Annotated in this window: 23 protein-coding genes; 17 read left to right on the forward strand and 6 right to left on the reverse strand. The window is 48.9% G+C overall.

Annotation, left to right across the window (positions count from 1 at the left end; translation table 11 throughout):
- Positions 1–141: 141 nt before the first annotated feature.
- Positions 142–639, forward strand: coding sequence for a hypothetical protein (locus tag J2Y43_RS31075; RefSeq protein ID WP_309991985.1), 498 nt, complete (start codon positions 142–144; stop codon positions 637–639).
- 70 nt (positions 640–709) lie between these two features.
- Positions 710–904 (forward strand): hypothetical protein, encoded by a 195-nt coding sequence (locus J2Y43_RS31080; RefSeq protein WP_309991988.1) that lies wholly within the window; start codon positions 710–712, stop codon positions 902–904.
- Between the two features lie 199 nt (positions 905–1,103).
- Here the strand turns inward: J2Y43_RS31080 and J2Y43_RS31085 are convergent, their stop codons facing one another.
- A complete protein-coding gene (locus J2Y43_RS31085) occupies positions 1,104–1,667 on the reverse strand; it encodes a YfbU family protein (protein ID WP_309991991.1) in 564 nt (187 codons plus the stop codon).
- A 135-nt stretch (positions 1,668–1,802) separates the two neighbouring features.
- Between J2Y43_RS31085 and J2Y43_RS31090 the strand changes: the two genes are divergently transcribed.
- Positions 1,803–2,039, forward strand: a complete 237-nt coding sequence (locus J2Y43_RS31090) for a hypothetical protein (RefSeq protein ID WP_309991992.1) — start codon at positions 1,803–1,805, stop codon at positions 2,037–2,039.
- Here the strand turns inward: J2Y43_RS31090 and J2Y43_RS31095 are convergent.
- The 4 genes from J2Y43_RS31095 to J2Y43_RS31110 all read right to left on the reverse strand — a co-directional run bounded on the left by J2Y43_RS31095 (position 2,033) and on the right by J2Y43_RS31110 (position 6,694).
- Positions 2,033–3,304, reverse strand: coding sequence for a replication-associated recombination protein A (locus J2Y43_RS31095; RefSeq protein ID WP_309991994.1), 1,272 nt, complete (start codon positions 3,302–3,304; stop codon positions 2,033–2,035). The two genes, J2Y43_RS31090 and J2Y43_RS31095, sit on opposite strands and share 7 nt — an antisense overlap.
- Positions 3,305–3,419: 115 nt before the next feature.
- Positions 3,420–4,001 (reverse strand): sigma-70 family RNA polymerase sigma factor, encoded by a 582-nt coding sequence (locus J2Y43_RS31100; protein ID WP_309991997.1) that lies wholly within the window; start codon positions 3,999–4,001, stop codon positions 3,420–3,422.
- 159 nt (positions 4,002–4,160) lie between these two features.
- The gene (gene ade, locus J2Y43_RS31105) at positions 4,161–5,789 is read right to left on the reverse strand and encodes an adenine deaminase (RefSeq protein ID WP_309992000.1); all 1,629 of its coding nucleotides are present in this window, start codon (positions 5,787–5,789) and stop codon (positions 4,161–4,163) included.
- Positions 5,786–6,694 carry a helix-turn-helix domain-containing protein gene (locus J2Y43_RS31110; protein WP_309992001.1) on the reverse strand — a complete coding sequence of 303 codons (909 nt, stop codon included), beginning with the start codon at positions 6,692–6,694 and terminating at the stop codon, positions 5,786–5,788. Before J2Y43_RS31110 ends, ade begins: the two co-directional genes overlap by 4 nt.
- A 175-nt stretch (positions 6,695–6,869) precedes the next feature.
- Between J2Y43_RS31110 and J2Y43_RS31115 the strand changes: the two genes are divergently transcribed.
- From J2Y43_RS31115 to J2Y43_RS31145, 7 genes are all read left to right on the forward strand, one after another.
- Positions 6,870–8,525 (forward strand): altronate dehydratase family protein, encoded by a 1,656-nt coding sequence (locus J2Y43_RS31115; protein ID WP_309992433.1) that lies wholly within the window; start codon positions 6,870–6,872, stop codon positions 8,523–8,525.
- A gap of 519 nt (positions 8,526–9,044) precedes the next feature.
- A complete protein-coding gene (locus tag J2Y43_RS31120) occupies positions 9,045–9,818 on the forward strand; it encodes an SDR family oxidoreductase (protein WP_309992005.1) in 774 nt (257 codons plus the stop codon).
- 181 nt (positions 9,819–9,999) lie between these two features.
- Positions 10,000–10,866 (forward strand): fumarylacetoacetate hydrolase family protein, encoded by an 867-nt coding sequence (locus J2Y43_RS31125; protein ID WP_309992008.1) that lies wholly within the window; start codon positions 10,000–10,002, stop codon positions 10,864–10,866.
- 225 nt (positions 10,867–11,091) lie between these two features.
- Positions 11,092–11,922, forward strand: a complete 831-nt coding sequence (locus tag J2Y43_RS31130) for an amidohydrolase family protein (protein ID WP_309992011.1) — start codon at positions 11,092–11,094, stop codon at positions 11,920–11,922.
- 8 nt (positions 11,923–11,930) lie between these two features.
- Positions 11,931–12,260: an L-rhamnose mutarotase gene (locus J2Y43_RS31135; protein WP_309992014.1), complete on the forward strand. Its 330-nt coding sequence runs from the start codon at positions 11,931–11,933 to the stop codon at positions 12,258–12,260.
- A 37-nt stretch (positions 12,261–12,297) separates the two neighbouring features.
- On the forward strand, positions 12,298–13,080 hold the full coding sequence (locus J2Y43_RS31140) for an endonuclease/exonuclease/phosphatase family protein (protein ID WP_309992017.1): 783 nt from the start codon (positions 12,298–12,300) through the stop codon (positions 13,078–13,080).
- A gap of 3 nt (positions 13,081–13,083) precedes the next feature.
- Complete coding sequence (locus tag J2Y43_RS31145; RefSeq protein WP_309992020.1) at positions 13,084–13,863, forward strand: (Fe-S)-binding protein; 780 nt, start codon at positions 13,084–13,086, stop codon at positions 13,861–13,863.
- Positions 13,864–13,919: 56 nt separating this feature from the next.
- Here J2Y43_RS31145 and J2Y43_RS31150 read toward each other — a convergent pair whose 3' ends face one another.
- Entirely contained in the window at positions 13,920–14,315 is a 396-nt protein-coding gene (locus J2Y43_RS31150; RefSeq protein ID WP_309992023.1) for a hypothetical protein, read from the reverse strand.
- A gap of 240 nt (positions 14,316–14,555) precedes the next feature.
- On the opposite strand from J2Y43_RS31150, the gene J2Y43_RS31155 reads away from it, so the two are divergent.
- The 7 genes from J2Y43_RS31155 to J2Y43_RS31185 all read left to right on the forward strand — a co-directional run bounded on the left by J2Y43_RS31155 (position 14,556) and on the right by J2Y43_RS31185 (position 23,128).
- Positions 14,556–15,932 carry a lactate utilization protein B gene (locus J2Y43_RS31155; RefSeq protein WP_309992026.1) on the forward strand — a complete coding sequence of 459 codons (1,377 nt, stop codon included), beginning with the start codon at positions 14,556–14,558 and terminating at the stop codon, positions 15,930–15,932.
- A 1-nt stretch (position 15,933) separates the two neighbouring features.
- The gene (locus J2Y43_RS31160; RefSeq protein WP_309992030.1) at positions 15,934–16,521 is read left to right on the forward strand and encodes an LUD domain-containing protein; all 588 of its coding nucleotides are present in this window, start codon (positions 15,934–15,936) and stop codon (positions 16,519–16,521) included.
- A 6-nt stretch (positions 16,522–16,527) separates the two neighbouring features.
- Positions 16,528–17,043: a GNAT family protein gene (locus J2Y43_RS31165; RefSeq protein WP_309992032.1), complete on the forward strand. Its 516-nt coding sequence runs from the start codon at positions 16,528–16,530 to the stop codon at positions 17,041–17,043.
- Positions 17,044–17,089: 46 nt separating this feature from the next.
- Positions 17,090–17,800, forward strand: coding sequence for a (d)CMP kinase (gene cmk, locus J2Y43_RS31170; protein ID WP_309992035.1), 711 nt, complete (start codon positions 17,090–17,092; stop codon positions 17,798–17,800).
- Between the two features lies 1 nt (position 17,801).
- Positions 17,802–18,872 (forward strand): FAD-binding oxidoreductase, encoded by a 1,071-nt coding sequence (locus J2Y43_RS31175; protein ID WP_309992038.1) that lies wholly within the window; start codon positions 17,802–17,804, stop codon positions 18,870–18,872.
- Positions 18,873–18,888: 16 nt separating this feature from the next.
- The gene (locus tag J2Y43_RS31180; protein ID WP_309992041.1) at positions 18,889–22,101 is read left to right on the forward strand and encodes a hypothetical protein; all 3,213 of its coding nucleotides are present in this window, start codon (positions 18,889–18,891) and stop codon (positions 22,099–22,101) included.
- Between the two features lie 97 nt (positions 22,102–22,198).
- Positions 22,199–23,128 carry a PorP/SprF family type IX secretion system membrane protein gene (locus tag J2Y43_RS31185; protein WP_309992046.1) on the forward strand — a complete coding sequence of 310 codons (930 nt, stop codon included), beginning with the start codon at positions 22,199–22,201 and terminating at the stop codon, positions 23,126–23,128.
- Positions 23,129–23,231 lie beyond the last annotated feature (103 nt).

Here is a 23,231-nt window from a genome sequence, read left to right on the forward strand (position 1 = left end):
TACACAAACAAACCGCTGGCATTCGTCAGCGGTTTGTTTTTTATAAGCCTGACTCCAAAAAGGCAGGACTACTACTTTTTTTGAAACGGCAGAGCGGTATATTTGAGCTTTGAAGTACCCCAATTATCAACGTTACTTAATATGCCTAGCAAAAGAGGTAAAAAGAGCAAGTTCAAAAAGGTCCTGATTCCGGTGTTGAAATGGGCCAGCGCAATTATCCCGGTTTGTGCCTTCATTTATATTCTATACTACTACAAGCAACTTGATTTTCTGAAACCGAAGGAGCAGGTTAAGACCGAAACCAAAGTGCTGGCGTCCGGCGATTCGTTGCAGGTCGGTATGGGCGGATCGGAAGAGCTCGCTGCTCAAATACACGTTACGAACAACGAATGGCACCAGGTAGGAGGGCTTGCCATCCATAATGTGTTGATTGAAAACACATCGTCCACGCCGGTAAAAAGTGTGGAAGTGGAGTTTAAATACCTCAACGACGTGCAGGCTGTGGTAACGTCCAAGGTTATCACTATCAAAACGCCCGTTCCCGCGAAAAAAACTGCAAAAGTAGCAGGGCTGAGTGTCGGTTATGTCAACAATTCGGTGGTAGGGTGTGATGTAAAAGTGCTCAGTGCGAGAATGTAGCACTTGGGGTGAAACTGGCGTGGTACGATTATTTAGGTTTATCCGCTAAACCTGACTAACAGCGGATACCATGGCACAGTTACTTCAAAACCTTTATAATCTTGCACCGATCCTGGCGATGATCGCCCTTGCAGGTGCAGCAGCGGGTGGGTTCTGGCTGGTCGTTGAACTGAAAAAGCGAAGCGCCTATACCCACTACTCTCAGAGCGACCGTTTGTTCCTCAAACGCAATGCCAGCCGGCTTCGTAAAATGCAGCTACATTAAGATAGGGGTATAAGAAAACATCCCAATTACAAAGTAACCGGGATGTTTGATTTTACTCAACGTTATTGAAAACCTTTTGACGGGTTTTCGATACAAACTTAATGATTTCTTTATTCAAAACATTGTTTTTTGTTTACGAAATAATATTTTTTGTAGCCATTGATCGTCATGTATTTACTATACGGTTTGGGAGGGCAGATCATGTCTGAGTATCAAGCACTATCATTTTGACCTCGTCGATGAATTTCTGCAAATCCACGACAGAATATCGCTCCTTTTGCGCATTTTCGTAGTCAAAATACACCGAAAGCATGCGGTTGTATTTGATCAGTGAATTGCTTTTATGCGACTTTAATTCCCGGCCTTTATACTCGCCATGTTCATCCATACGGTCGACCAGATACGACATCATATAGTAATGCATGCCGCTGTCCTGATCAAACCCTTCAAATTCCAATGATGCCAGATCGAGCGCTTCTTTATCGGCTTCCGGCAGCGAACGAATGGAATCGTTGATACGGCTGTACATCTTCATGATGTCGGAAATTTCGTTGTAGACACTCAGCGGTACTTCTTCGTACAAGTTGTTGAATACCTTGGGATACAGGCCGGTGTAGCCCTTTTCAAGTATTTCAATCCGTTTTTCGTACAACTCTCGCTCTTTTTCGTTTCCAATAACGGAGAGGATTCTGCATTGATTGATCAGCAGTTGTCTTTCAATCAGGGAAATGCTTTCGGGGATCATATAAAGCTGGTTCGACATTTTTGGCAAGTTAATGGTAATAGGTACATTTTGTGCCCGCTTTACTTGCAATGTTCCGGAAAGTTTGCTCCTTTACAATTGCATTGTTCAGTTATCCTGTACATAGGCTAGCCAATATTCATTTCGACTCAACATATGGACCAAATACACCCCGAATCAACCGGCCCCGATGCTCAAAACGAAGGGAACGAGGAGTCGCTTGCAGATTACGTGAAGCGTATGGAAACCGAGGAAAACCTTAGAAAGCTCGCTCAAAAGCTGGAAAGCGACCTGAAAAATCCGGGTAAGCCGGACGTATCCACGCCGGACGTATCCACGCCGGACTTATCTTTTGAGAAGTTTGATGCGAAACGGAAACTGCGCGGTCAGTAGCCGTACCAATCGCCCCACCAGTATTGCAGTTTTTTTCTGATTTCTTCTTCACGCGCGTTCCTCCCTGGTTCGAAGAACCTGGTACCCTTCAACTCGTCGGGCAGGAAATCCTGCTTTGCGAAGTTCCCCTCAAAATCGTGCGAATACTTGTAGTCTTTTCCGTAGCCGATCTGTTTCATCAGCTTCGTGGGCGCATTACGCAGGTGCAAGGGCACGGGCAGGTGCGCAGTGCGCGTAGCGGCCTCTATCGCCTCACCGATTGCCATGTAGCTCGCATTGCTTTTCGGCGACGTAGCGAGGTAAACCGCCGTTTGGGAAAGTATAATGCGGCATTCAGGATAGCCGATCACATTCACGGCCTGCATGCATGCATTGGCCATGATCATCGCCGTCGGGTTGGCATTCCCGATGTCCTCTGAGGCCATGATGAGCATCCTGCGGGCAATGAATGACGGGTCTTCGCCGGCCACGATCATCCGCGCCATCCAGTAAACTGCTCCGTTTGGGTCGCTGCCACGGAGCGACTTGATGAACGCCGAGATAATATCATAATGCTGCTCGCCGGACTTGTCGTAACGGGCAATGTTCTGCTGTGCTACTTCGGTGACCCATTCATCGGTGATTTCGATCTTTTTGGCGTCGCCTTTACCGAGCACCACCAATTCCAGCAAGTTGAGCAGCTTGCGGCCGTCGCCGCCGGAAAGACGCATTAATGCGTCATATGATTTGAATTTGATATTCTTTTCTTTCAGCCACGGATCTTTCTCCAATGCACGTGCGATGAGATCCTTCAATTCTTTTTCACCGAATGCTTCCAGAATGTACACCTGGCAGCGGGAGAGCAACGCGGAATTGATTTCAAACGAGGGATTTTCGGTGGTTGCGCCGACTAATGTAACCTGCCCTTTTTCCACCGCTCCGAGCAACGCGTCCTGCTGACTCTTGTTATACCGGTGAATTTCGTCTATAAAGAGAATCGCCGGGAAAAGGCCGGAAGGCCGCGACAGTACTTCGCGGAGGTCTTTTACACCGGAGCTAATCGCACTGAGATTGTAAAACTGCCGCTTGGTGGTTTCCGCAATGAGCAACGCGAGGGTAGTTTTCCCCACACCGGGAGGTCCCCAGAATATCATCGAGGGAATGGCATTCTGCAAAATGGCGCGCCGTAACGGTCCTTTCGGGCCGAGGAGCTTTTCCTGCCCCACGAAATCGTCGAGTGTCCGCGGGCGGAGGCGTTCGGCAAGGGGCGTGGTAATCGTGTTCATGGGTGAAGTGTTCGGAATTTAGCTTGTTAATGTAAGGTAAATTTAACACAAAAAAAGCGCGGCATAGTTCGCCGCGCTTTCTGAGAATGTATTTAAACGTTTAAACAGGCTGCTATCAAAAAGTCAGTCTGTCGAGTGTCATCTGCTTTTTCAGGTTACCCAATGCGCCAAAAACCAGGTTATACACTGATTGTATATTTATTTTCATTAAATCCGCAATCTCGTGATTATTCAGGTTCATGTAGAATTTGAGGAAGATAGCCTCGCGCTGGCGGCGTGGCAGGCCGTTGATGGCCACATTCAGGTGCTGGTTGGTCGATTCGAACTCTTCTTCCGAAATCAGGTGGTTCTCGTGTGACGGGGTGTTGATGTGCCAGTATTCAACCGGGATATCCTCGTTGCTGGTATGCTTTTGTTGTGCATTCAAATGGCGGACCAATTTGCGTTTGATGGAAGCCATCAGATAAAAGCGAACCGAAGTAGTGTCACCGAGCGTCATGCGGTTTCTCCATAATTCTACAAACAAATCGTGGATACAGTCCTTGATAAGAGGCTTGTCGATCGTGAATTGCGAACAGTACTGGTAAAGAATGTGAACGTAAGAGCGGTAGAGGCTTGCGTAGGCATTTTCATCGCCTTTTCTGAACTGATCCCAAAAACAGAGTTCTTCTTCGTGCTTGTAGCGTAGGTGAGCCATTGTTTGGACAGGATTTGGAATTGGGGTTAGGAATGATTGCGAATAATGTCATTATTACACTTGTAAATATATTTATAAAAAAACATATTTTAAAAATATTTTCATCATAAAATTATATTTCAAAGGTTAATGATACTATTTCGTGAAAATCGCTGCTTTCTATAAACTTAACGCGGTAAACTTGAAATTTTCTCCGTCAAAAAGCCCCTTATCGCTTAGTTTCAGCGAGGGGATCACCAGTAACGCCATGAATGACAGCGACATAAACGGTGATTTTAATGTCGACCCGAGTGTGTTTTTGACAAAACGGTCGATATTTGTGTAATTTTCGGCAACTTCATACCCATCCCTGTCGGTCATTAATCCGGCAATCGGGAGTCCGATTAAATGCTCGGATCCTGCGCCCACTGCCGACAACCCGCCCCGTGCTTCCACTATCAGGTTCACTGCCCGCGCAATACTTTCATCATCACATCCTATACATATTATATTGTGTGAATCGTGCGCAACCGACGAGGCCAGTGCACCCTGCTTTAACCCGAAGTTGCGGATAAATGCGATGCCCGGAGGCGCCGGCGAATAGCGGTTCACGACCACCACCTTCAATACGTCCTTTTCCAGGTCGGAGACCATCGCGCCCTCGATAATTTTTGCCTGCGTTATCCACTCATTTGTAACCAATTGACCATCCAAAGCCTCGATCACCCTGATTCGCGTTTCAGAATTATTTGCAGGGTATATGAATTCGGCGGCTGTCTTCGGTTCGCATTCAAAATAGTTGGGGTGGTCGCTGCGCAAATCGGGAATTAACGATGTGCCTTTTTGGGCGACGAGCGCACCGTCGATCCAGGTTTCTAGGATATTAAATGCTTCCGGGTTGTCGATCAGAATAAAATCGGCGGCATCACCTTCGCGCAGTAAGCCGGCATCCAAACCATAATGCATTACGGGATTAATGCAGGCGGCTTGCAGCACATTCCAGAGGTCGTACCCGAGCGCGAGGGCCCGTTTCACGAGCACATTAATATGTCCCTCCACGAGGTTGTCGGGATGTTTGTCATCGGAGCAGAACATAACGCGGTCCGGAAAGTCGGCAATAAGGGGGATCAGCGCATCGAAATTCCGCGCGGCGCTGCCTTCACGGATCAGGATTTTGACGCCGTAACCGATTTTCTCGTGCGCTTCCGCATACGTAAAGCATTCATGATCTGTACTAATGCCGTAACCCGCATATTGTTTCGCCGCCTCGCCGCGTAGGCCGGGCGCGTGGCCGTCTATTACCTTATTATAATGTTTGGCCCAGTTGATCTTGGCCATCATGTCGGGATCTTCATTTAAAACCCCTGGGAAATTCATAACCTCCGCCAGATAACCTATATCGTCGCTGGCGAGCAGCTCACTCACTTGTTGCGCATCTACAACAGCTCCGGCTGTTTCAAAAACCGTCGCGGGAACACACGAAGGTGCACCGAAGCAGAATTTGAACGGGACACGCTTGCCGTCTTCGATCATGAAATGCACACCTTCCACACCTAGCACGTTGGCAATTTCGTGCGGGTCGGATACGGTCGCAATCGTCCCATGTACGACAGCCAACCTCGCAAATTGCGCGGGCGTGAGCATGGAGCTCTCGACGTGTACGTGCGCGTCGGTGAAGCCGGGCAACACATAAGGTAGGGAAGGGCTTTCAGGGCCGAGAATTTCGATTGTGGAAATATGCTTCTCCGAAATGCGGATTTCGGCTTCCAGAATGGTCTTTTCGAAGATATTGATCAGGTTGGCTCTCATAAAGTTGTGTTAAATGCAGGCAAATGGCCGGAAATAGGAATCTTGCGGAATTCCTTCTGGTATTGCATCGGGCTTTTGCCGGTGTGGAGTTTAAAATATTTGTTGAAGTTGGCGAAGTTGTTGAAACCGCTTTCGAAGCAAACTTGCGCCACGGGAATGCGGCTTTCGGAAAGCAGCTTGCAGGCATGGCCGATCCGAAGTTCGAGCAGGAACTGTGAATAGGTCTTGCGGCTGCGGCTTTTGAAATACCGGCAAAACGAATGCGGGCTGATGTTGGCCACTTCGGCGATTTCCTCGATCGAAATCTTCTTCTGAAAGTTGGAAATAGAATACTGGTAAATGTGGTTAATGCGGTCGGTATCGTACTGGTCGTACTCGTTCTGGTACTGCGTGTTGGAAAGGACGTTGATTTCCTCGCAATGGGCCAGGGTTTCGAGTATTTGCATGAGAGAAATAATCGGGTTGCCGTTCGTCTGGGTGAGGAGCTCGTGCAGAAGCGTTTTCACTTTATCGGTCCCTTCGCCGAGTATCTTCATTCCTAACCGGGCTTTCACGAGCAAATCGTGGATCGACTTGTTTTCGGGCAGTGCCAGGAAGTTTTTACCAAAAATTTCTTCCGAAAAATGGACGACAGTCGCCTGTGCGTAAAGCTCGCTGCCGCGCTGGAAGTACTTTTCGTCACAACGCCAGAAATGCGGGAGGTTGGGGCCGATCAGCAGCAGGTCGCCGCTTTGGAAACTGCGGATATTATCGCCCACGAATTGTGTGCCGGAGCCCTGTTCGATGTGAATGAGCTCTAACTCAGGGTGGTAATGCCAGCGGTTGTAGAAGTACAGCACTACGTCGCGCCGGATACTGAATGATTTTTGTAAGCCCCTCGGGACTTTAAGTAGCTGCGGTTTCACAAATAATTACATGATTAAAACCGTTAAAGAGAAATATATGCCAATATAGTTGAAAAATTTGCTAATGTCTGAGTTCATTGTATTCAAATAATTCTGTTGTTTTGCTGATATATTCTATTTGGCATCACTGAAAACCAGTGGAATATACCAGATTACCATTCACCTGAACATTAATATGGCGTCCCAATTCCTGAAAGTTCACCCTTCCGATAATGTTATCGTGGCATTGCGCGACCAGCCTGCGGGCTCGGACGTGACATACGAGGGGAACATCTACAACCTCCAATACGGCGTTTCTGCCAAGCACAAATTTGTCACCGAGGATATCGAAACCGGCGGCGCCATCATTATGTACGGTGTGCTGGTAGGCCGGGCCACCCAGCCGATCAAAAGAGGCGAGCCGATCACGACATTCAACCTGAAACACGACGCGCACGATTACAGCACCGCTAATCGCCAGCCATATTCTTATACGCAGCCTGACGTAAGCCACTGGCAAAACCGGACTTTCAAAGGTTACCACCGCGAAGACGGCCGTGTAGGGACTTATAACTATTGGCTCGTGGTACCCTTGGTGTTCTGCGAAAACCGCAACGTACTCATTATGAAGGATGCGTTCGAGCGCGAGCTCGGATATGCGCAAACCGATATGTACCGCGATCAGGTACGCGAGTTCCTGCATTTGTACCAGCAGGGCGATATGCGCACCATCAAAAACCTGGGAACTTTTGTAGACGCCCCGGCGGCCGCTAAAAAGAAACCGGAACGACCGTTCAAAAATGTGGATGGCGTTAAATTCCTCACGCACGAAGGCGGCTGCGGCGGCACGCGCCTGGATGCGAATACATTATGTTCGCTCTTCGCGGCTTATGCGGTGCATCCCAATGTGGCGGGTATCACGGTACTGAGCCTCGGTTGCCAGAACTCCGAGTTGAAAACACTCGAAGACGAAATCAGGAAGCGGGATCCGCATTTCAATAAGCCATTTTTTGCATTTGAGCATCAGAAAGGCACTGAATACTCGCTTATGTCGGGTGCGATCAAGGAGACTTTCATGGGGTTAACTAAAATCAATGAGTTTGAGCGCTCGGATGCACCGCTTTCTAAACTATCAGTAGGTTTGAAATGCGGTGGGTCGGATGGCTTCTCGGGCATTTCGGCCAACCCGGTATTGGGGCATTTGTCTGATCTGGTTGTAGGACTGGGCGGACAAACACTTTTGGCAGAATTCCCTGAATTGAATGGGGTAGAGCAGGAGTTGCTCAACCGGTGCGTAACCGAAGAAAAAGCAGCCAAGTTCGAAAAACTCATGCGCGACTACGCCGGCAAAGCCGAAGCCGTAGGTTCCGCATTTGCATTCAACCCATCACCGGGTAATATTAAAGACGGCCTCATCACGGACGCGATCAAATCTGCCGGAGCGGCCAAAAAAGGCGGTAATGCATACGTTTCCGACGTTTTGAACTACACCGAACGCGCAACGGAATCGGGTTTGCACCTCGTTTGCACCCCGGGTAACGATGTGGAAGCAACTACCGGCCAAACTGCCGCAGGTGCGAACATTATCCTTTTCACTACCGGCCTCGGCACGCCGACAGGTAACCCGATCTGTCCGGTAGCAAAAGTAGCCACCAACTCCGCGCTCGCGCAGCGCATGCCCGACGTGATCGATTTCGATTGCGGACCTGTTGTGGACGGCACGCAATCAATCGAACAGAATGCCGAAGCATTGCTGGAATACGTGATCAAAGTAGCCAGCGGCGAGCTCACCAAAGCGCAACAGCTCGGCCAGGATGATTTTATTCCGTGGAAAAGAGGCGTTTCATTATAAATCGCTCAATCCGTTCAACTAAGTTGCGTTGCTAGTCCTTCTCCGTCGGTTAAAACCGACGGTAATAGATTGAAATTTTAGCAGAGAAGCAAATCTATTGCCGGGGGCTTTATCCCCCGGATCGGAATAGATTGAAATTTTAGCAGAGAAGCAAAATCTATTGCCGGAGGCTTTATCCCCCGGATCGGTAATAGATTGAAATTTTAGCAGAGAAGCAAAATCTATTGCCGGGGGCTTTATCCCCCGGATCGGTAATAAATTGAAATTTTAGCAGAGAAGTAAAATCTATTGCCGGGGGCTTTATCCCCCGGATCCGAAGCAAAGGAATTGCAAAGCGAAAGGATTGCAGATTAAAAAGATTTCAATCAAAAGAATTGCAGAGCAACAGAATTGCCTTGCTATAGCAAGGCAATAACAATTACAATAACGACAACAAAGCAAAAGCACAGCTTTTGCCCAGGACCAACAGACAAGTATCATTAACTCAGGGCTTCGGCCTTGGGCCTAGACCAACTATCTATGTTTAATCTAACAGGAAAAACAGCACTGGTAACCGGTGGAGCGAGCGGGATCGGATTGGCGATCTCCAAAACTTTCGCGAAACAGGGAGCTTATGTGCACATTCTCGAACTCAATATTGATCTGGCCAACCAGGTGGTGAGCGAAATCACCGCGGAAGGCGGACAAGCTGAGGCACACGCACTGGACATCTCCAAACAGGCGGATGTCGTGAACGTTATCAATAGCATTGCGGCACAGCACCCGATCAATATTTTGGTCAACAATGCAGGTATTGCACATATCGGCAAAGCAGATACGACCGCCGAAATCGATTTTGACAGGGTGATTAATATCAATGTCAAAGGCGTGTACAACTGCCTGATGGCCACGATTCCCCACCTGAAAACCAATGGAGGAGGAGTGATTTTGAATATGGCTTCTATTGCGGCAACAGTAGGAATACCCGACCGTTTTGCTTATTCTACTGCAAAAGGTGCGGTTTACTCGATGACATTGTCGGTAGCCCGTGATTATCTGGCCGACGGTATCCGTTGCAATAGCATCTCGCCGGCGCGCGTGCACACGCCGTTCGTGGATGGTTTTATTTCCAAAAACTATCCGGGTAAGGAGCAGGAAATGTTTGAGAAACTGTCTAAAACCCAGCCGATTGGACGCATGGCGAAACCGGAAGAGATCGGCGCATTGGCATTGTACCTCTGCTCGGATGAAGCAGGTTTTATCACCGGCTGCGATTATTTGATCGATGGTGGGTTTGAAAAGTTGAATAATTAGGAAAAGGCTGTAAGCTATAAGCTTTAAGCAATAGGCTATAAGCCAAGCCAGTTTACAGGTTAAAATTTATAAAATATTAAACATTAAGACGGCGGAATTTAGTCGCATAAAGCTTACAGCCTACTGCTTACAGCTTACAGCCTATTGCTTATAGCATTCCCCGTCCCAAATATCCCTTTCCATGAAACTCTTTCGATTTGGTGCATTTGAAAATGAAAAGCCGGGCGTAGAATTGGCTGACGGTACGAAGCTGGATGTTTCGGCATTTGGTGAAGATTATAATGAGAAATTCTTCGCGACCGACGGCATCGCCCGTTTGTCGGCGTGGCTGGAAACCAATGCGGCGTCTGCGCCGAAAGTGGCGGAAGGCTTCCGTTATGGTTCCTGCGTGGCACGTCCTTCAAAGATTGTTTGCATTGGTATGAACTATGCCAAACATGCTTACGAGTCGGGAGCGACTGAATTGCCGAAAGAGCCGATCATTTTCTTCAAATCAACCACTGCATTGTGTGGGCCGTTTGACCAGGTGATTATCCCGAGAAACTCGGAGAAAACCGACTGGGAAGTAGAGCTGGCCGTGGTAATCGGTGAAAAAGCAAGCTACGTCGACGAAGCTAATGCATTGGACTATGTGGCCGGTTATGCCGTTCACAACGACTATTCGGAACGGGCGTTCCAAATGGAGCGCGGCGGCCAATGGGTGAAAGGTAAAAGCAATGATACCTTCGCTCCGCTGGGTCCATATATGGTCACTTCCGACGAAGTAGGCAATGCTAACGACCTCGATTTGTGGCTGAGCCTGAACGGCAAGAAAATCCAGGATAGCAATACATCCGATATGATTTTCCAGATCCCGTTCCTGGTAAGCTACCTGAGCCAGTTCATGACGCTGCTTCCGGGAGATGTGATCACCACCGGCACACCAGCGGGCGTAGGCTTGGGCATGAAGCCGCCGGTTTACCTCAAAGCAGGTGACGTCGTAGAATTAGGTATTGAAAAACTGGGTTCACAAAAACAGGAAGCGATTGCCTGGAAGGCGACGGTGTAAGGGAATCTGCGACGTTTGTGGTCATTAGTAGTCAGGGATGGTCAGGTATAGTCATTTGTAGTGATTCGCTGTCAGGTGCATTTGATTTCTGATATCACACACACTTGACCGCAATTGACTACACTTGACAATGAATGACCACACATGACAATAATGACAACACCTGACTACCAGTGACAACCCCTGACCGTAACTGACCAAGTTACCACCACAGTAAAGAAGTATATGACGATCGACGCTCACCAGCATTTCTGGATATTTGACGAGGAACGTGATTCATGGATCACGCCCGATATGAAGGTTATCCGGCGGAATTTTCTACCGGAGGACCTCTGGCCGGTCCTGAAAGCCAACAAGGTCGACGGCTGTGTGGCTGTACAAGCTTCGCAGAACGATGCGGAAACGGAGTTTCTGCTGCATTTGGCCGAAGCCAACGACTTTGTGAGAGGCGTGGTAGGATGGGTAGACCTCAAAGCCGTGAACCTGTATGATCAGCTCGAAAGGTATTCGCAGTTTGAGAAATTGAAAGGCTTCCGCCACGTAGCACAGGGCCAGCCGGAAGGCTTTCTGCTGCAACCCGAGTTTATCCGGGGCGTGGGTACGTTGGTCGCATTCGATTTTACCTACGACATTCTCATTTACCAAAACCAGCTGAAAGAAGCATTTAACTTCGCGGTAAAGCTGCCGAATGTGCATTTCGTGCTGGACCATATTGCCAAGCCGCTCATTAAAGCACAGGAGTTGCAACCGTGGGCCGACGACATTCGCCGACTCGCCGAATTGCCGAACGTGCATTGCAAGGTATCCGGCATGGTGACCGAAGCCACCTGGATGCATTGGGAGAAAGCCGACTTCCGGCCTTATCTCGATGTCGTTTTCGAAGCATTCGGAACCGAACGCATTATGTATGGCTCCGACTGGCCGGTATGTCTGGTCGCGGGTGAGTACGAGGGCGCGAAGGGAATCCTGACCGACTACCTGAGCATGTTCTCCGACGATGAAGTGCGCGATGTGATGGGCAATAACGCGAGACGCTTTTATAACCTCGATATTTAAATAGTATTATGAAAAGATATTGTCTTGCGGTGGACCTTGTCGACGACCCGCAAATGATCGCGGAGTACGAAGGTTATCACAAACAAATCCAGCCGGAAATCCATAAGAGTATTACGAGTGCCGGCATTACCGTGATGGACATTTACCGGGTTGGTAATCGCCTGTTCATGATCATGGAGACAGAAGACGATTTTAGTTTTGAAACAAAAGCCCGGATGGATGCCGACAATCCGAAAGTACAGGAATGGGAGCAGCTCATGTGGAAATACCAACAAGCATTGCCCACTGCCAAACCAGGCGAAAAGTGGGTATTAATGGAACAGATATTTGCCCTCTGAGAATAAAGGTCGTGGTATGAACTAGCATTCGAACAGGTTGAGTAGATTACTTTACGCATTATCCATCCTTATTTTATCATTTGCATTGCTTTCATCGCAGCCCCGCCAGGCTGTGGAAGTGAAGTTGATGAGTTTCAACATCCGGCATGGGCTGAATAATCAGGAGGAGTCGAATCTGAGGGATATTTTAAGGATAATCAAGGAAAATGACCCGGATCTTGTCGCATTGCAGGCGGTCGACAGCCTGATGGACAAAGGGAAGGTGCAGTTCCAGCTGAGGCAGATCGCCGCGCAGACAGGCATGTATTACGCGTATGCCGTGGCCGATACCAATGAAAACGGTACGCAGGGGGTAGGAATCCTTTCGAACTGGCCGTTTGAGAAAACACAGGTGATCCATCTGCCTAAAACCGCTGGGGCCGACCCAAAAGTGCTGCAATGCGGATTGATCCGGCTGTCGAGATCGGTTACCTTCCGGTTTTGTAACTCCCGGCTCGAATATGCTTCGGTGATGGATCGCGCCTTGCAGGCCGCTTATATTAACCAAATGCTCGTTAACAGCGTCCAGCCCGTGCTCCTGGGTATGGACATGGGCGCCAGACCGAACGAGCAGCCTTACTTTTCGTTCCGAAAAAACTGGCAGGACGCTGCCCGCGGATCACAGATGCAGACCTGGAACGAAGGTTTACCGGGCGACCGGCTCGATTACATTTTTGCCTTGCTCAACAACAAGGTCCGCATTAAAAACTACAAGGTGATCCGAAATTATCCGGACGTTTCTGATCACTATCCCATTCAGGCCACCATCGAATTTTGGTAGAAAATGAATTACTCAAATTGGAAGATCGGATTATTTATTCCCTGTTATGTTGATCAGTTTTATCCGCAAGTAGGGATCGCGACACTCGAATTACTTGAAAAACTCGGTTGCACAGTTACATTTCCGTTGAACCAGACCTGCTGCGGTCAGCCGATGGCTAACTCCGGATTCGAACATTTGTCACGCTCGTGCGACAATCTTTTTTATGATCTTTTCAAAGATTGCGACTACGTGGTATCGCCATCGGGGAGCTGTGTGCTGCATATCAAGGATCATTTGAAGGCCGATAACAAGGCCGACGAATCGAAAGTGCTCAGAAAAAGAGTTTACGAACTGGTCGAGTTTATAACCGACATTTTGAAAATAGATACCATCGAAGCGGAGTTCCCGCACCGGGTAGGTTTGCACCAGGGATGCCACGGCCAGCGCGGGCTGCATTTGTCGCAAATGTCGGAACTGAATGCCGCGCCGTTTTCGAAGCCGGTATCGCTTTTGAAACAAGTGAAAGGTATCGAGCTGGTCGATCTCGACCGCACCGACGAATGCTGCGGCTTCGGCGGAACGTTCTGCGTGAGCGAGGAAGCGGTATCGGTGAAAATGGGTAAGGACCGCGTAGCTGATCACATTCGGCACAATGCGGAGTACATTACCGGCTCGGACATGAGTTGCCTGATGCATTTGGGAGGTATTCTCAAACGCAGCAATTCTAATGTGCAGGTGATGCACATCGCTGAAATTCTGAATGCCGGGATTAAAAAACAAAAACCGGAGCCCGTACATTGAGCCCCGGTGTATACAAAGTTTAAGCGCTGGGATGGAATCTGAGAAGCGCCCCGTTATTAGTTGATTGAAGAAACAACGCGGCTGGTTGTAGTCAAAATATCAAACGATTGTGCAGTCTTCTCTTTACCATCCGTGATTTCGAACGTGTAAGTACCGTCCATCAGAGTTGATAAATCGAAGTATTTCAGATAGTTGTTTTCAACTTTACGGTTTTCTGAGAAAAGCACATTCTTTTCGTTATCCAGAATACGTACAACTACATTCTTTGAAATTGGATTATTATAAGAAACGCGAAATTGCAATGGTTTAACCTGCAGAACCGTCAGCTTGGTAGAAGCATTTTCAGTTTTGTCTGCGGTAGCGAAGTTGTCCTGGGCATTAGCTGCGAATGCCGATCCTGATAGAAGCAAGCCTGTGAAGGCTGCGATAATAAGAGTGTTTTTGGTTTTCATAGGAGTTATAATTTAATGTCTAAAAAAAGTTAAACTGAACTTAGTTCAGACTCCGATGCCCCGATCGAAAAACTTTGTTGATTCAAAAGTATAAGATATTGCAATACAAGAAAATAGCATTTTTTCGATTTGTAAAAAGTTGTTTATTAAACAAACTGCAAACTTGAAATAATGCAACGAATGTGAAAAGTACAAATCTTATTCTTCTTTAAATACCATTATCTAATTGTTAAGGCAGCTATGTCCAAAACAGTAATGGAGCACGCGGACGCCTCCGAAGTGTTCAACAGAGACGAACCTTACGTAAACTGGCATGATGAGACCCTGTGGTTTGTCCGTCAGAAACGCGATAAATCATCCAAACAATTGCCCGAGTGGGAGCAGCTCCGCGAAGCCGCGTCGGGTATCAAGCATTATGTGCTCTCGCACCTGGATGAGTTGTTGATTTCTTTTGAACAAAAAGCAAAGGAAAACGGCGTGCAGGTGCATTGGGCGGCGAATGCGGCAGAGCATAACGAGATTGTACTCGGGCTTTTAAAGAAGCATAAGATCGACAAGATGGTCAAAAGCAAGTCGATGCTCACCGAGGAATGCCATATGAACGAGTTCCTTCAAAAGAACGGCATCGAGGTGATCGATACCGACCTGGGCGAACGCATCGTGCAGCTCCGCAACGAGCCGCCGAGCCATATTGTATTGCCGGCTATCCACCTGAAAAAGAAGGATATCGGCGACCTTTTTCACGAACATTTGGGCACCGAAGCTGGCGCTACCGACCCGCAATACCTCACCGAAGCCGCCCGCCAGCATTTGCGCGACAAGTTCCTCACGCGCCGCGCAGCATTGACAGGCGTGAATTTCGCCGTGGCCGAAACGGGTAGCTTTGTTGTCTCTACGAATGAAGGTAATGCCGATATGGGCGCGCATTTGGCCGACATTCACATTGCCTGCATGGGTTTTGAAAAGATTATCCCCAAACAGGAGCATTTGGGCGTATTCCTGCGGCTGCTAGCCCGAAGCGCCACAGGCCAGCCGATTACTACTTACAGCAGCCATTTCAAAAAGCCGCGCGAGGGGCAGGAAATGCATATTGTGATTGTAGACAATGGGCGTAGCACGCAATTGGGAAGGAAGGATTTCCGGAATTCTTTGAAATGCATTCGCTGCGGGGCTTGTATGAATACCTGCCCGGTTTACCGCAGAAGCGGCGGGCATAGCTATCACAATGCGGTCGCCGGGCCGATCGGCTCGATTCTGGCTCCTAATTTGGATATGACCAAAAATGCGGATTTGCCTTTCGCAAGTACACTATGCGGCAGCTGTTCGAATGTGTGCCCGGTGAAAATCGACATTCATGACCAGCTGTATAAATGGCGGCAGGTGCTTGCGAAGGAAGGGCACGTTCCGAAAAGCAAGGAAATAGGCATACGGGCCATGTCGACGGTGCTGGCTGCGCCGCGGTTTTACCAATGGTCGGGCAGGCTGGGGCGGACGGTGATGCGCGCCATGCCATTCATGGTGAACAATACATTGAATCCCTGGTACAAACAGCGCGATATGCCCGAGCCGCCTGAGGAAAGCTTCCGCGACTGGTATGTACGTAACAGAAAGAATTGATATGAGCTCACGAGATAGAATTTTAAGCCAGATCAGGCAGAACAAACCTGAGGAAGTGAAGCTGCCGTCGGTAACCACTTTTGTCAGCCATTTTGAAAGCACCGAAGACAAATTCCGCGAAATGCTCAGCCTGATTTACACCGAGGTGATCGTGGTGAAAAACCTGGAAGAGCTCTCGGCGAAGGCCGAGGAACTTTACGCGGGCGTCGTGAACCGTGCTACGACTATTCCCGCATTAAGCGCCTGGGCGGATTTCAGCCTCAACGTTTCCGACCCGCACGAGCTGGAAACCGTGGAAATTGCCATCGTGCAGGCTGAATTCGGCGTGGCGGAAAATGGGGCGGTATGGATATCAGACCAGTATTTGCCGCATCGGGTACTGCCATTTATTACCCAGAACCTCGCATTTGTGATCCCGCGTAATGCGCTCGTGGACAATATGCACGAGGCGTACGTGCGCTTGCAGGACACGCTGGGCTGGGGCTGCTTTATTGCAGGTCCGTCAAAAACTGCTGATATTGAGCAATCGCTGGTCATCGGCGCGCACGGGGCGCGCAGTATGGTGATCTTCCTGCTCGAAGGCGAATAGTTTTGTATGGACCAACAGGTAACACTCAGACCGTTCACAAGAAATATTGCCGAAAGGCTGGCCCAACTGGCCAATAACAAAAATGTAGTAGCGCAGGTGAGGGATAATTTTCCCTCGCCCTACACGCTCTCCGACGCTCATTACTGGATCGATTTCTGCAACGGGCGGCACAGCGGCGAGAGCTTCCACCGGGCGATCTATTATCAGGATGAGTTTGTAGGCGGGATAGGTGTGCTGCGCCAGGAAGATATTCACCGCAATAATGCTGAGATCGGCTACTGGCTCGGCGAACCCTACTGGGGGCTCAACATTACCACCGCCGCAGTAATGCAAATGACCGACTGGATTTTTGCCAATACCACCATCACACGGCTCTTCGCAGGTGTATTTGAAACCAATCCGGCCTCGATGCGCGTGCTGGAAAAAGCCGGTTACAAACTCGAAGCGATTCACCGCAAGGCCATTATCAAAAACGACCAGGTCCTGGACGAACATTTGTTTGTGAAGCTAGCCGGGGAATGAGCTTTAAAAATGTATTTTTACGCTCTGTAAAATTACACTTTCCAATATGCCCAAGATTATCGTTGCGATCGACGGTTATTCAAGTTGTGGGAAATCCACGACTGCGAAACTGGTTGCCAAGCAATTGAATTACCCTTACATCGACACCGGTGCGATGTACAGGGCTGTTACACTGTATTTTATCCAGAATCATATTAGTCTTACCAATCCTAAGGAAGTAGAAAACGCCTTGTCGAAGGTGCATATCTCCTTCCGCCGGCATCCTGAACTCGGCCGCAACGATACGTATCTGAATGGTTTGAATGTCGAGGATGAGATCCGTAAAATGTATGTTTCCGAAAGGGTAAGTGAGGTGAGCGCTATCGCCGAAGTGCGGCATGCATTGGTGGCGCAGCAGCAGCGAATGGGCAAAACGAAAGGTATAGTAATGGACGGCCGTGACATTGGTACAGTCGTATTTCCGCAGGCCGAGTTGAAAATCTTCATGACCGCAGATCCGATGATCCGCGCGCATCGCCGCCAATTGGAATTAATGGAAAAAGGCGACATCGTGGATCTGGGAGAGATCCTGGAAAACCTCAAAACACGCGATTACATCGACACTACCCGCGCTGAAAGTCCGCTCCGCCAGGCTGAGGATGCTATTTATATTGATAACTCATTTATGACCCTCGACGAGCAGGTGGAAGTGGTGGTACGCCTTGCCGATGAGCAGATCGGGCTGTCGCTCAGACGCCGCGCCGCCGACAATAGCTAATATGCCCTCATTTGACTACGATTACCTTATAATAGGGCAGGGGATAGGCGGCACATCCGTAGCCTGGCATCTGCACGATTTAGGAAAGAGCTTCCAAATCGTTGGTGACGCTTCTATGCCTTCTTCCTCGCGCGTTGCAGCAGGTATTTTCAATCCGTTGACGGGCAAAAAGCTGGTCAAGACCTGGTTGGCTGATGATCTTTTTCCCTATGCAAGAACATTTTACGGGAACCTCGAAACAAAACTGGACTGTAAACTAATGCACTTAGCTCCGATTTACCGGCCTTTCCGGTCGATCGAAGAGCAAAACACCTACCTCGCGCAAACGGCTGACCCGGGCATTAGTCCTTACGTAGCCAACGCGCCCGACCCAGGGGCAGAAATGCCTTATGTAAATGCGGGTTTCGGTGGTTTGGAGGTAGTGCAATCGGGCTGGATCGATCTTCCGGCATTGCTGGACGCCAGTCGCGCGTATTTTCAGGAACGCAATTTATATGTAGAAGCAACCTTCGATCCAGCGCAATTTTTACGAACGGAGGAAGGTATCGAATGGCAGGGCAAGCGGTTCAAAACGGTCGTTTTTTGTCAGGGTTTTTTTGCGTTGGAAAACAGCTGGTTCAACTGGCTGCCGTTTACTCCCGTAAAAGGACAAATCCTGGAAATCGCCACGGACGTTCCGGTGAAACCGTACATCATCAACCAGGGAATATTCGCATTACCGCTGACTGAAAATAGGATGAAAGTGGGGGCGACCTACTCGTGGAACCCGCTCGACTGGGAGGTTACGGAAGCCGCAACAGAGGAACTGGAAGCGAAATTGCAGGGCCTGCTTAGCACCGGTTACACATTAAAGGGCGCTCAGGCGGGTATACGCCCATCCGTGCGTGACCGCCGCCCGCTGATCGGTATTCACCCGGAGTTTCCTAATGTGTCTATTTTCAATGGGTTAGGTACAAAGGGCGTTACGCTTGCTCCATTTCTGGCTAAAGAGTTTTGTAACCACCTGATTTACGGCAAAGAATTGAACCCGCTAGTGAATATAAAAAGGTATTTTTCGTTATATTTCCGTTGACGTCAGCCTAAGCAATATGAGCAGAAGATATATTTACACATTAACCTTTTCGATCGGTCTTTTAGCAGTTTTTGGATTATTCAACGACTCAATAGCACAGCGCTATCCTTCACAGGAGACTTTTGGAAAGAACCGGGTCCAGTACAAGAAGTTCAACTGGAAGATTTTCCGGACCACCAATTTTGAAATCTACCATTACCAGGGCGGGACCAATCTCGCAAAGCTGACGGCTCAATATGCGGAGAGCGAGTTTGATAAAATCACCGATGTGCTCGGCTGGACGCCCTATAACCGCGTAAAAATATTCCTGTACAACTCCCCCGCAGAGCTCGAACAGAGCAATATGGGGCTTTCGGTGCTGGATAACCTTTCAGACCAGAAACTGAACCTGTCGCAATCCCGCGTGGAGGTTGCGTATACAGGCGATCAGATTGGTTTCCGTAAAAAACTCGTACGGGATATCAGCCTTCTTTTCGTGTATGATATGCTGTATGGCGGTAATATGAAAGAGGCGCTGCAAAGCTCGCTCCTGCTTACATTGCCGGAATGGTTCATGTCGGGAACAGCTGCTTATATTGCAGAAGGCTGGTCGCCGGAGCTGAACGATTATATGCGTGATTTTTTCAAAAACCGCAATATCCGCAAGCCGACGCTCATGACAGGCGATGACGCAACGCTGATCGGACACTCGATCTGGAACTATATCGCGGAACGTTACGGAAAGGATAAAATTTCTGATATTCTCAACCTCACCCGGATTATCCGCACTGAGCAAACCAGTATCACCAGTACGCTCGGCGTGCAATCCTACAACCGCTTCCTGCGCGACTGGCGGGCTTATTACCTGAACCAGACCAAGAATGCCGAGCAGTTCTACGCAGATCCCAGCCCGACCTGGAAGTATAAACTGAATGAATTCAACGTGACCGATGCGAGTGCGGTGATCAAAGTATCGCCCGACAAGAAATTCACGGCGGTGAGCGAGATCAAAAATGGTCGTTACCGCGTGTATTTGTTTGATAGTGAATCGGGGTCGAAAAAAGTAGTACGTCAGGGCAAATTGGATATTATCGGCGGCCGGATGAAAACACAGCCGCCGCTTTTGGGCTGGTCGAGAAACAATGAGCTGACGATTCTGGCTAATGAAAACGACAAGAAGAACCTGTACCGGTACGAAAATGTAGGTACCAAGAAAATCAGGATTAAAACAAAACGCAATATCCGCGGTTTGGATCAGATTGTGGATATGGATGTGTCGCACGACGGTTCGATGCTCGCCGTGAGCGCGGATAAGGCCGGTCAGAACGATATTTTCCTCATCAGCGTGGCGCGGGCTTCGGCATTGCCGCTCACCAGCGACCTTTACGACGATCTTTCACCACGCTTCATTCAGGGTTCTTCGCGACGGGTGGTTTTCTCTTCCAACAGACCGGTGGATTCGTTGGGTAGAGGAGATAAAGGAAACTTCAAATCCATTGCGCCTTCTTATACACTTTTTGAGCACGACGGAACGCCGCGATCGGAAAACATCGTCAAGTTGGTGGAGTCGGAAGGAAAGACCAAGCTGACACCGGTGTATGCCGACGAGAATGACGTGGTTTATCTTTCTAATGGAAAAGGTGTCAATAATCTTTATAAGTATAACCGTGCTTCACAGACGAGCTCGCAGCTGACCAACTACATTCAGAACATCCGCAACGCCGACGTGAACCTGAAAGCGCCGGGCGGGGCATTGGCCTATACTTATTTGAATGACGGTTATTATACTGCCGCATTCAAGAACGGTTTTGATATTAATGCGACGGTCAATCCGCCATCGTTGAGTGTTGCCAGCGCGGGGAACCCGGGCAACGGTGCTGCTAACGCGGTAAAAGCGGATTCGACTACCAAAGCAACGCAGGCGGATCAACCAAAAAAACTGGCTTTGAAAGAGGGCGAAGTTGATACGGATAATTATGAGTTCGATGAAGATGTTTTGAAATCATTTGAATCGAGAAGAAACCGCGGAAACTTCCCTACAACGCCGGGCGTAGCCTCGCGCACGAAGGCAGTCCGTGAGAATATCGCCATCAAAGGACCATATAACTACAAAGGACTGTTTATTACCAATGACGCAAGTTCCGACTGGCGCATCGACCCTATCCGCGGATTCGGCTATGCACAGTCGATTTCGATGAACGATCTGCTCGAAAACCACGTCATTAAGGCCGGGCTTTTCATTTCGTCCAATTTCCGGAACAGTGATTTGTTTGCCGAATACAACAACAATACCTACCGGGTCGACTTCGGTCTGCGCGTGGACAGAAGGACATTATACAACGACTCGGAGGGGCTGATTCAGAAATACCGCTTCAACCAATTGATGTTCACTGCATCGTACCCATTCTCAACCACGAGCCGTTTCTCGGTGTCGCCGATGTTCACATCTACGAGAATGATCGACGTGCTGCTGCCTAATCCGGATTTGTCTTCGAACTACGGTGGCTTGCGCAGCGAATTTGTATTTGATAACACCCGGGTGAATGGTATGAATATGATGGAAGGAACGCGTTTCAAGCTGCGTTACGACCTGTACCAGGGTTTGACTAATGGAAATGAGAGCTTCAACCGCGTGAGCCTCGATTTCCGTCACTACCAGAAAATCCACCGCGACCTGATCCTGGCGGTGCGTGCAGCGGCCAGCCACTCGGGCGGACGTGCGCCCAAGCAGAATATCCTTGGTGGTATGGAAAACTGGCTCGGTAACCGCAAGGAGAACCGTACCGGAGACAACCCGCTGAACTTCCAGCGTGATAACCGCGACATTTTCTTCGCTGATTTTGCGACTAACCTGAGAGGTTTTAAACTCAACAGGCTGTCGGGGACAAGTTATATGTTGCTGAATGCAGAACTGAGAATTCCGTTGGTGAAATACCTTTACCGCGGCGCGATTACGTCGAGCTTCCTGCGTAACTTCCAGATAGTCGGCTTCGGTGATATTGGTACTGCGTGGACAGGCAAAGGGCCATTCAGTGAAAACAACAGTCTGAATACGCAAATCATCACGGACCCGAGCGGGACGTTCCGCGCGACGGTTACCAATTATAAAAACCCTTACCTGATGGGTTACGGTGCTGGTGTGAGAACGACGTTGTTCGGTTTCTATGCCAAATTTGATTACGCCTGGGGAGTTGATAACGGCTACACCAATAAGCCAATTCCTTACGTAACACTGGGTTACGATTTTTGATCTGATTCAACAGTAAAAAAGCAATATTCAAGAGTTATTAAGATGGCAGGGGCTCACTCTCCTGCCATTTTTGTTTAAAATAACCCATTTCAGTGCTATGTTTTTGAAAAACACACATCACTATTCGAGAAGGATTTTTCTGGCCGGGACATTGTTGGTAGCGAGCCTGGGCGCGGCTAAGGCGCAGCGGGAGGTGCTTTACGAGCAATACGTCCAGAATCCGATGGCGATCAACCCCGGCTTTACGGGCGTGCGCGAGGACTTTAATATGACCGCGATTTTTCGCAGGAAATGGTTCAACATTCCCAATTCCCCCACCAGCCAAACCTTTGCCGCCGATGGTACCGTTGCTAATGGCAAGTTCGGGATAGGTTTTCAGGCATTGAACGACCAGACGAGTTATTTCACGACTACCGGTTTTGTGGGTTCATTTGCATTTCATCTTGGCTTGTCCGACACCTGGAAGTTAGGCCTTGGCGCCCAGGGGGGAATCAATGTGCTGCCGGTTACGAACGGGACTTCTATCGGTAATAACCGTGCATTGGGCAGTTTCGGGCTGGGTGCCTGGCTGCGGTCGGATCAATTGTATTTCGGGATTTCGAAGCCGGAAGTGCTTTCACAAAAGTTCGGCGACCAGATCGTGGGTAGCTTTTACCGCCGGCCACTGTATATCACCGCTGGCGGAAGTCACGAGTTGAGCGAGGATGTCATGATGCTGCCGCATGTGCTGGTTGTCCAGGAAAAGGATCATAAACTCAGGGTTGATTTCGGATCCCGATTCTGGTTCAGGGAGAAGGTTGGGTTGGGCGCGTCGTATCGGGTAGGAGGCGGCTACAATTCCTTTTCGGCAAAAGTGGATTATTTGCAGTTAACCGCTGAGGTTCAGCTGGGAAGAAATGTGCGGCTGGGGTATTTTTACAGCACGCGACAGGTAGAACAGATCTACGCTTCCTACTCAGGGCCAAAGGGGATCCACGAGCTCATGTTGAAATTTATTCCGAATCCCAAAGGATTTCAGAAATTCTAGTGGCTAGAACCATTTCCAATCGTCTCTCGCGTTAAGTTAAAAGGATATTTTTATTCGTAATCTTTACATAAGTCTCGTACCTTTGTGCCGTAAATGAAATACT

It is taken from the genome of Dyadobacter sp. BE31 (assembly GCF_031457695.1).
In the GTDB taxonomy this organism is placed as follows: Bacteria; Bacteroidota; Bacteroidia; order Cytophagales; family Spirosomataceae; genus Dyadobacter.

Excerpts from the sequence above, each read along its gene's own strand:
- J2Y43_RS31185 (WP_309992046.1), top strand. The coding sequence starts at position 22,199 with ATGTTTTTGAAAAACACACATCACTATTCGAGAAGGATTTTTCTGGCC.
- J2Y43_RS31125 (WP_309992008.1), top strand. The coding sequence starts at position 10,000 with ATGAAACTCTTTCGATTTGGTGCATTTGAAAATGAAAAGCCGGGCGTA.
- ade (WP_309992000.1), bottom strand. The coding sequence starts at position 5,789 with ATGAGAGCCAACCTGATCAATATCTTCGAAAAGACCATTCTGGAAGCC.
- J2Y43_RS31130 (WP_309992011.1), top strand. The coding sequence starts at position 11,092 with ATGACGATCGACGCTCACCAGCATTTCTGGATATTTGACGAGGAACGT.
- J2Y43_RS31080 (WP_309991988.1), top strand. The coding sequence starts at position 710 with ATGGCACAGTTACTTCAAAACCTTTATAATCTTGCACCGATCCTGGCG.
- J2Y43_RS31085 (WP_309991991.1), bottom strand. The coding sequence starts at position 1,667 with ATGTCGAACCAGCTTTATATGATCCCCGAAAGCATTTCCCTGATTGAA.
- J2Y43_RS31155 (WP_309992026.1), top strand. The coding sequence starts at position 14,556 with ATGTCCAAAACAGTAATGGAGCACGCGGACGCCTCCGAAGTGTTCAAC.
- J2Y43_RS31150 (WP_309992023.1), bottom strand. The coding sequence starts at position 14,315 with ATGAAAACCAAAAACACTCTTATTATCGCAGCCTTCACAGGCTTGCTT.
- J2Y43_RS31120 (WP_309992005.1), top strand. The coding sequence starts at position 9,045 with ATGTTTAATCTAACAGGAAAAACAGCACTGGTAACCGGTGGAGCGAGC.
- J2Y43_RS31175 (WP_309992038.1), top strand. The coding sequence starts at position 17,802 with ATGCCCTCATTTGACTACGATTACCTTATAATAGGGCAGGGGATAGGC.
- J2Y43_RS31160 (WP_309992030.1), top strand. The coding sequence starts at position 15,934 with ATGAGCTCACGAGATAGAATTTTAAGCCAGATCAGGCAGAACAAACCT.
- J2Y43_RS31180 (WP_309992041.1), top strand. The coding sequence starts at position 18,889 with ATGAGCAGAAGATATATTTACACATTAACCTTTTCGATCGGTCTTTTA.
- J2Y43_RS31145 (WP_309992020.1), top strand. The coding sequence starts at position 13,084 with ATGAATTACTCAAATTGGAAGATCGGATTATTTATTCCCTGTTATGTT.
- J2Y43_RS31165 (WP_309992032.1), top strand. The coding sequence starts at position 16,528 with ATGGACCAACAGGTAACACTCAGACCGTTCACAAGAAATATTGCCGAA.
- J2Y43_RS31100 (WP_309991997.1), bottom strand. The coding sequence starts at position 4,001 with ATGGCTCACCTACGCTACAAGCACGAAGAAGAACTCTGTTTTTGGGAT.
- J2Y43_RS31075 (WP_309991985.1), top strand. The coding sequence starts at position 142 with ATGCCTAGCAAAAGAGGTAAAAAGAGCAAGTTCAAAAAGGTCCTGATT.
- J2Y43_RS31135 (WP_309992014.1), top strand. The coding sequence starts at position 11,931 with ATGAAAAGATATTGTCTTGCGGTGGACCTTGTCGACGACCCGCAAATG.
- J2Y43_RS31115 (WP_309992433.1), top strand. The coding sequence starts at position 6,870 with ATGGCGTCCCAATTCCTGAAAGTTCACCCTTCCGATAATGTTATCGTG.
- cmk (WP_309992035.1), top strand. The coding sequence starts at position 17,090 with ATGCCCAAGATTATCGTTGCGATCGACGGTTATTCAAGTTGTGGGAAA.
- J2Y43_RS31095 (WP_309991994.1), bottom strand. The coding sequence starts at position 3,304 with ATGAACACGATTACCACGCCCCTTGCCGAACGCCTCCGCCCGCGGACA.
- J2Y43_RS31090 (WP_309991992.1), top strand. The coding sequence starts at position 1,803 with ATGGACCAAATACACCCCGAATCAACCGGCCCCGATGCTCAAAACGAA.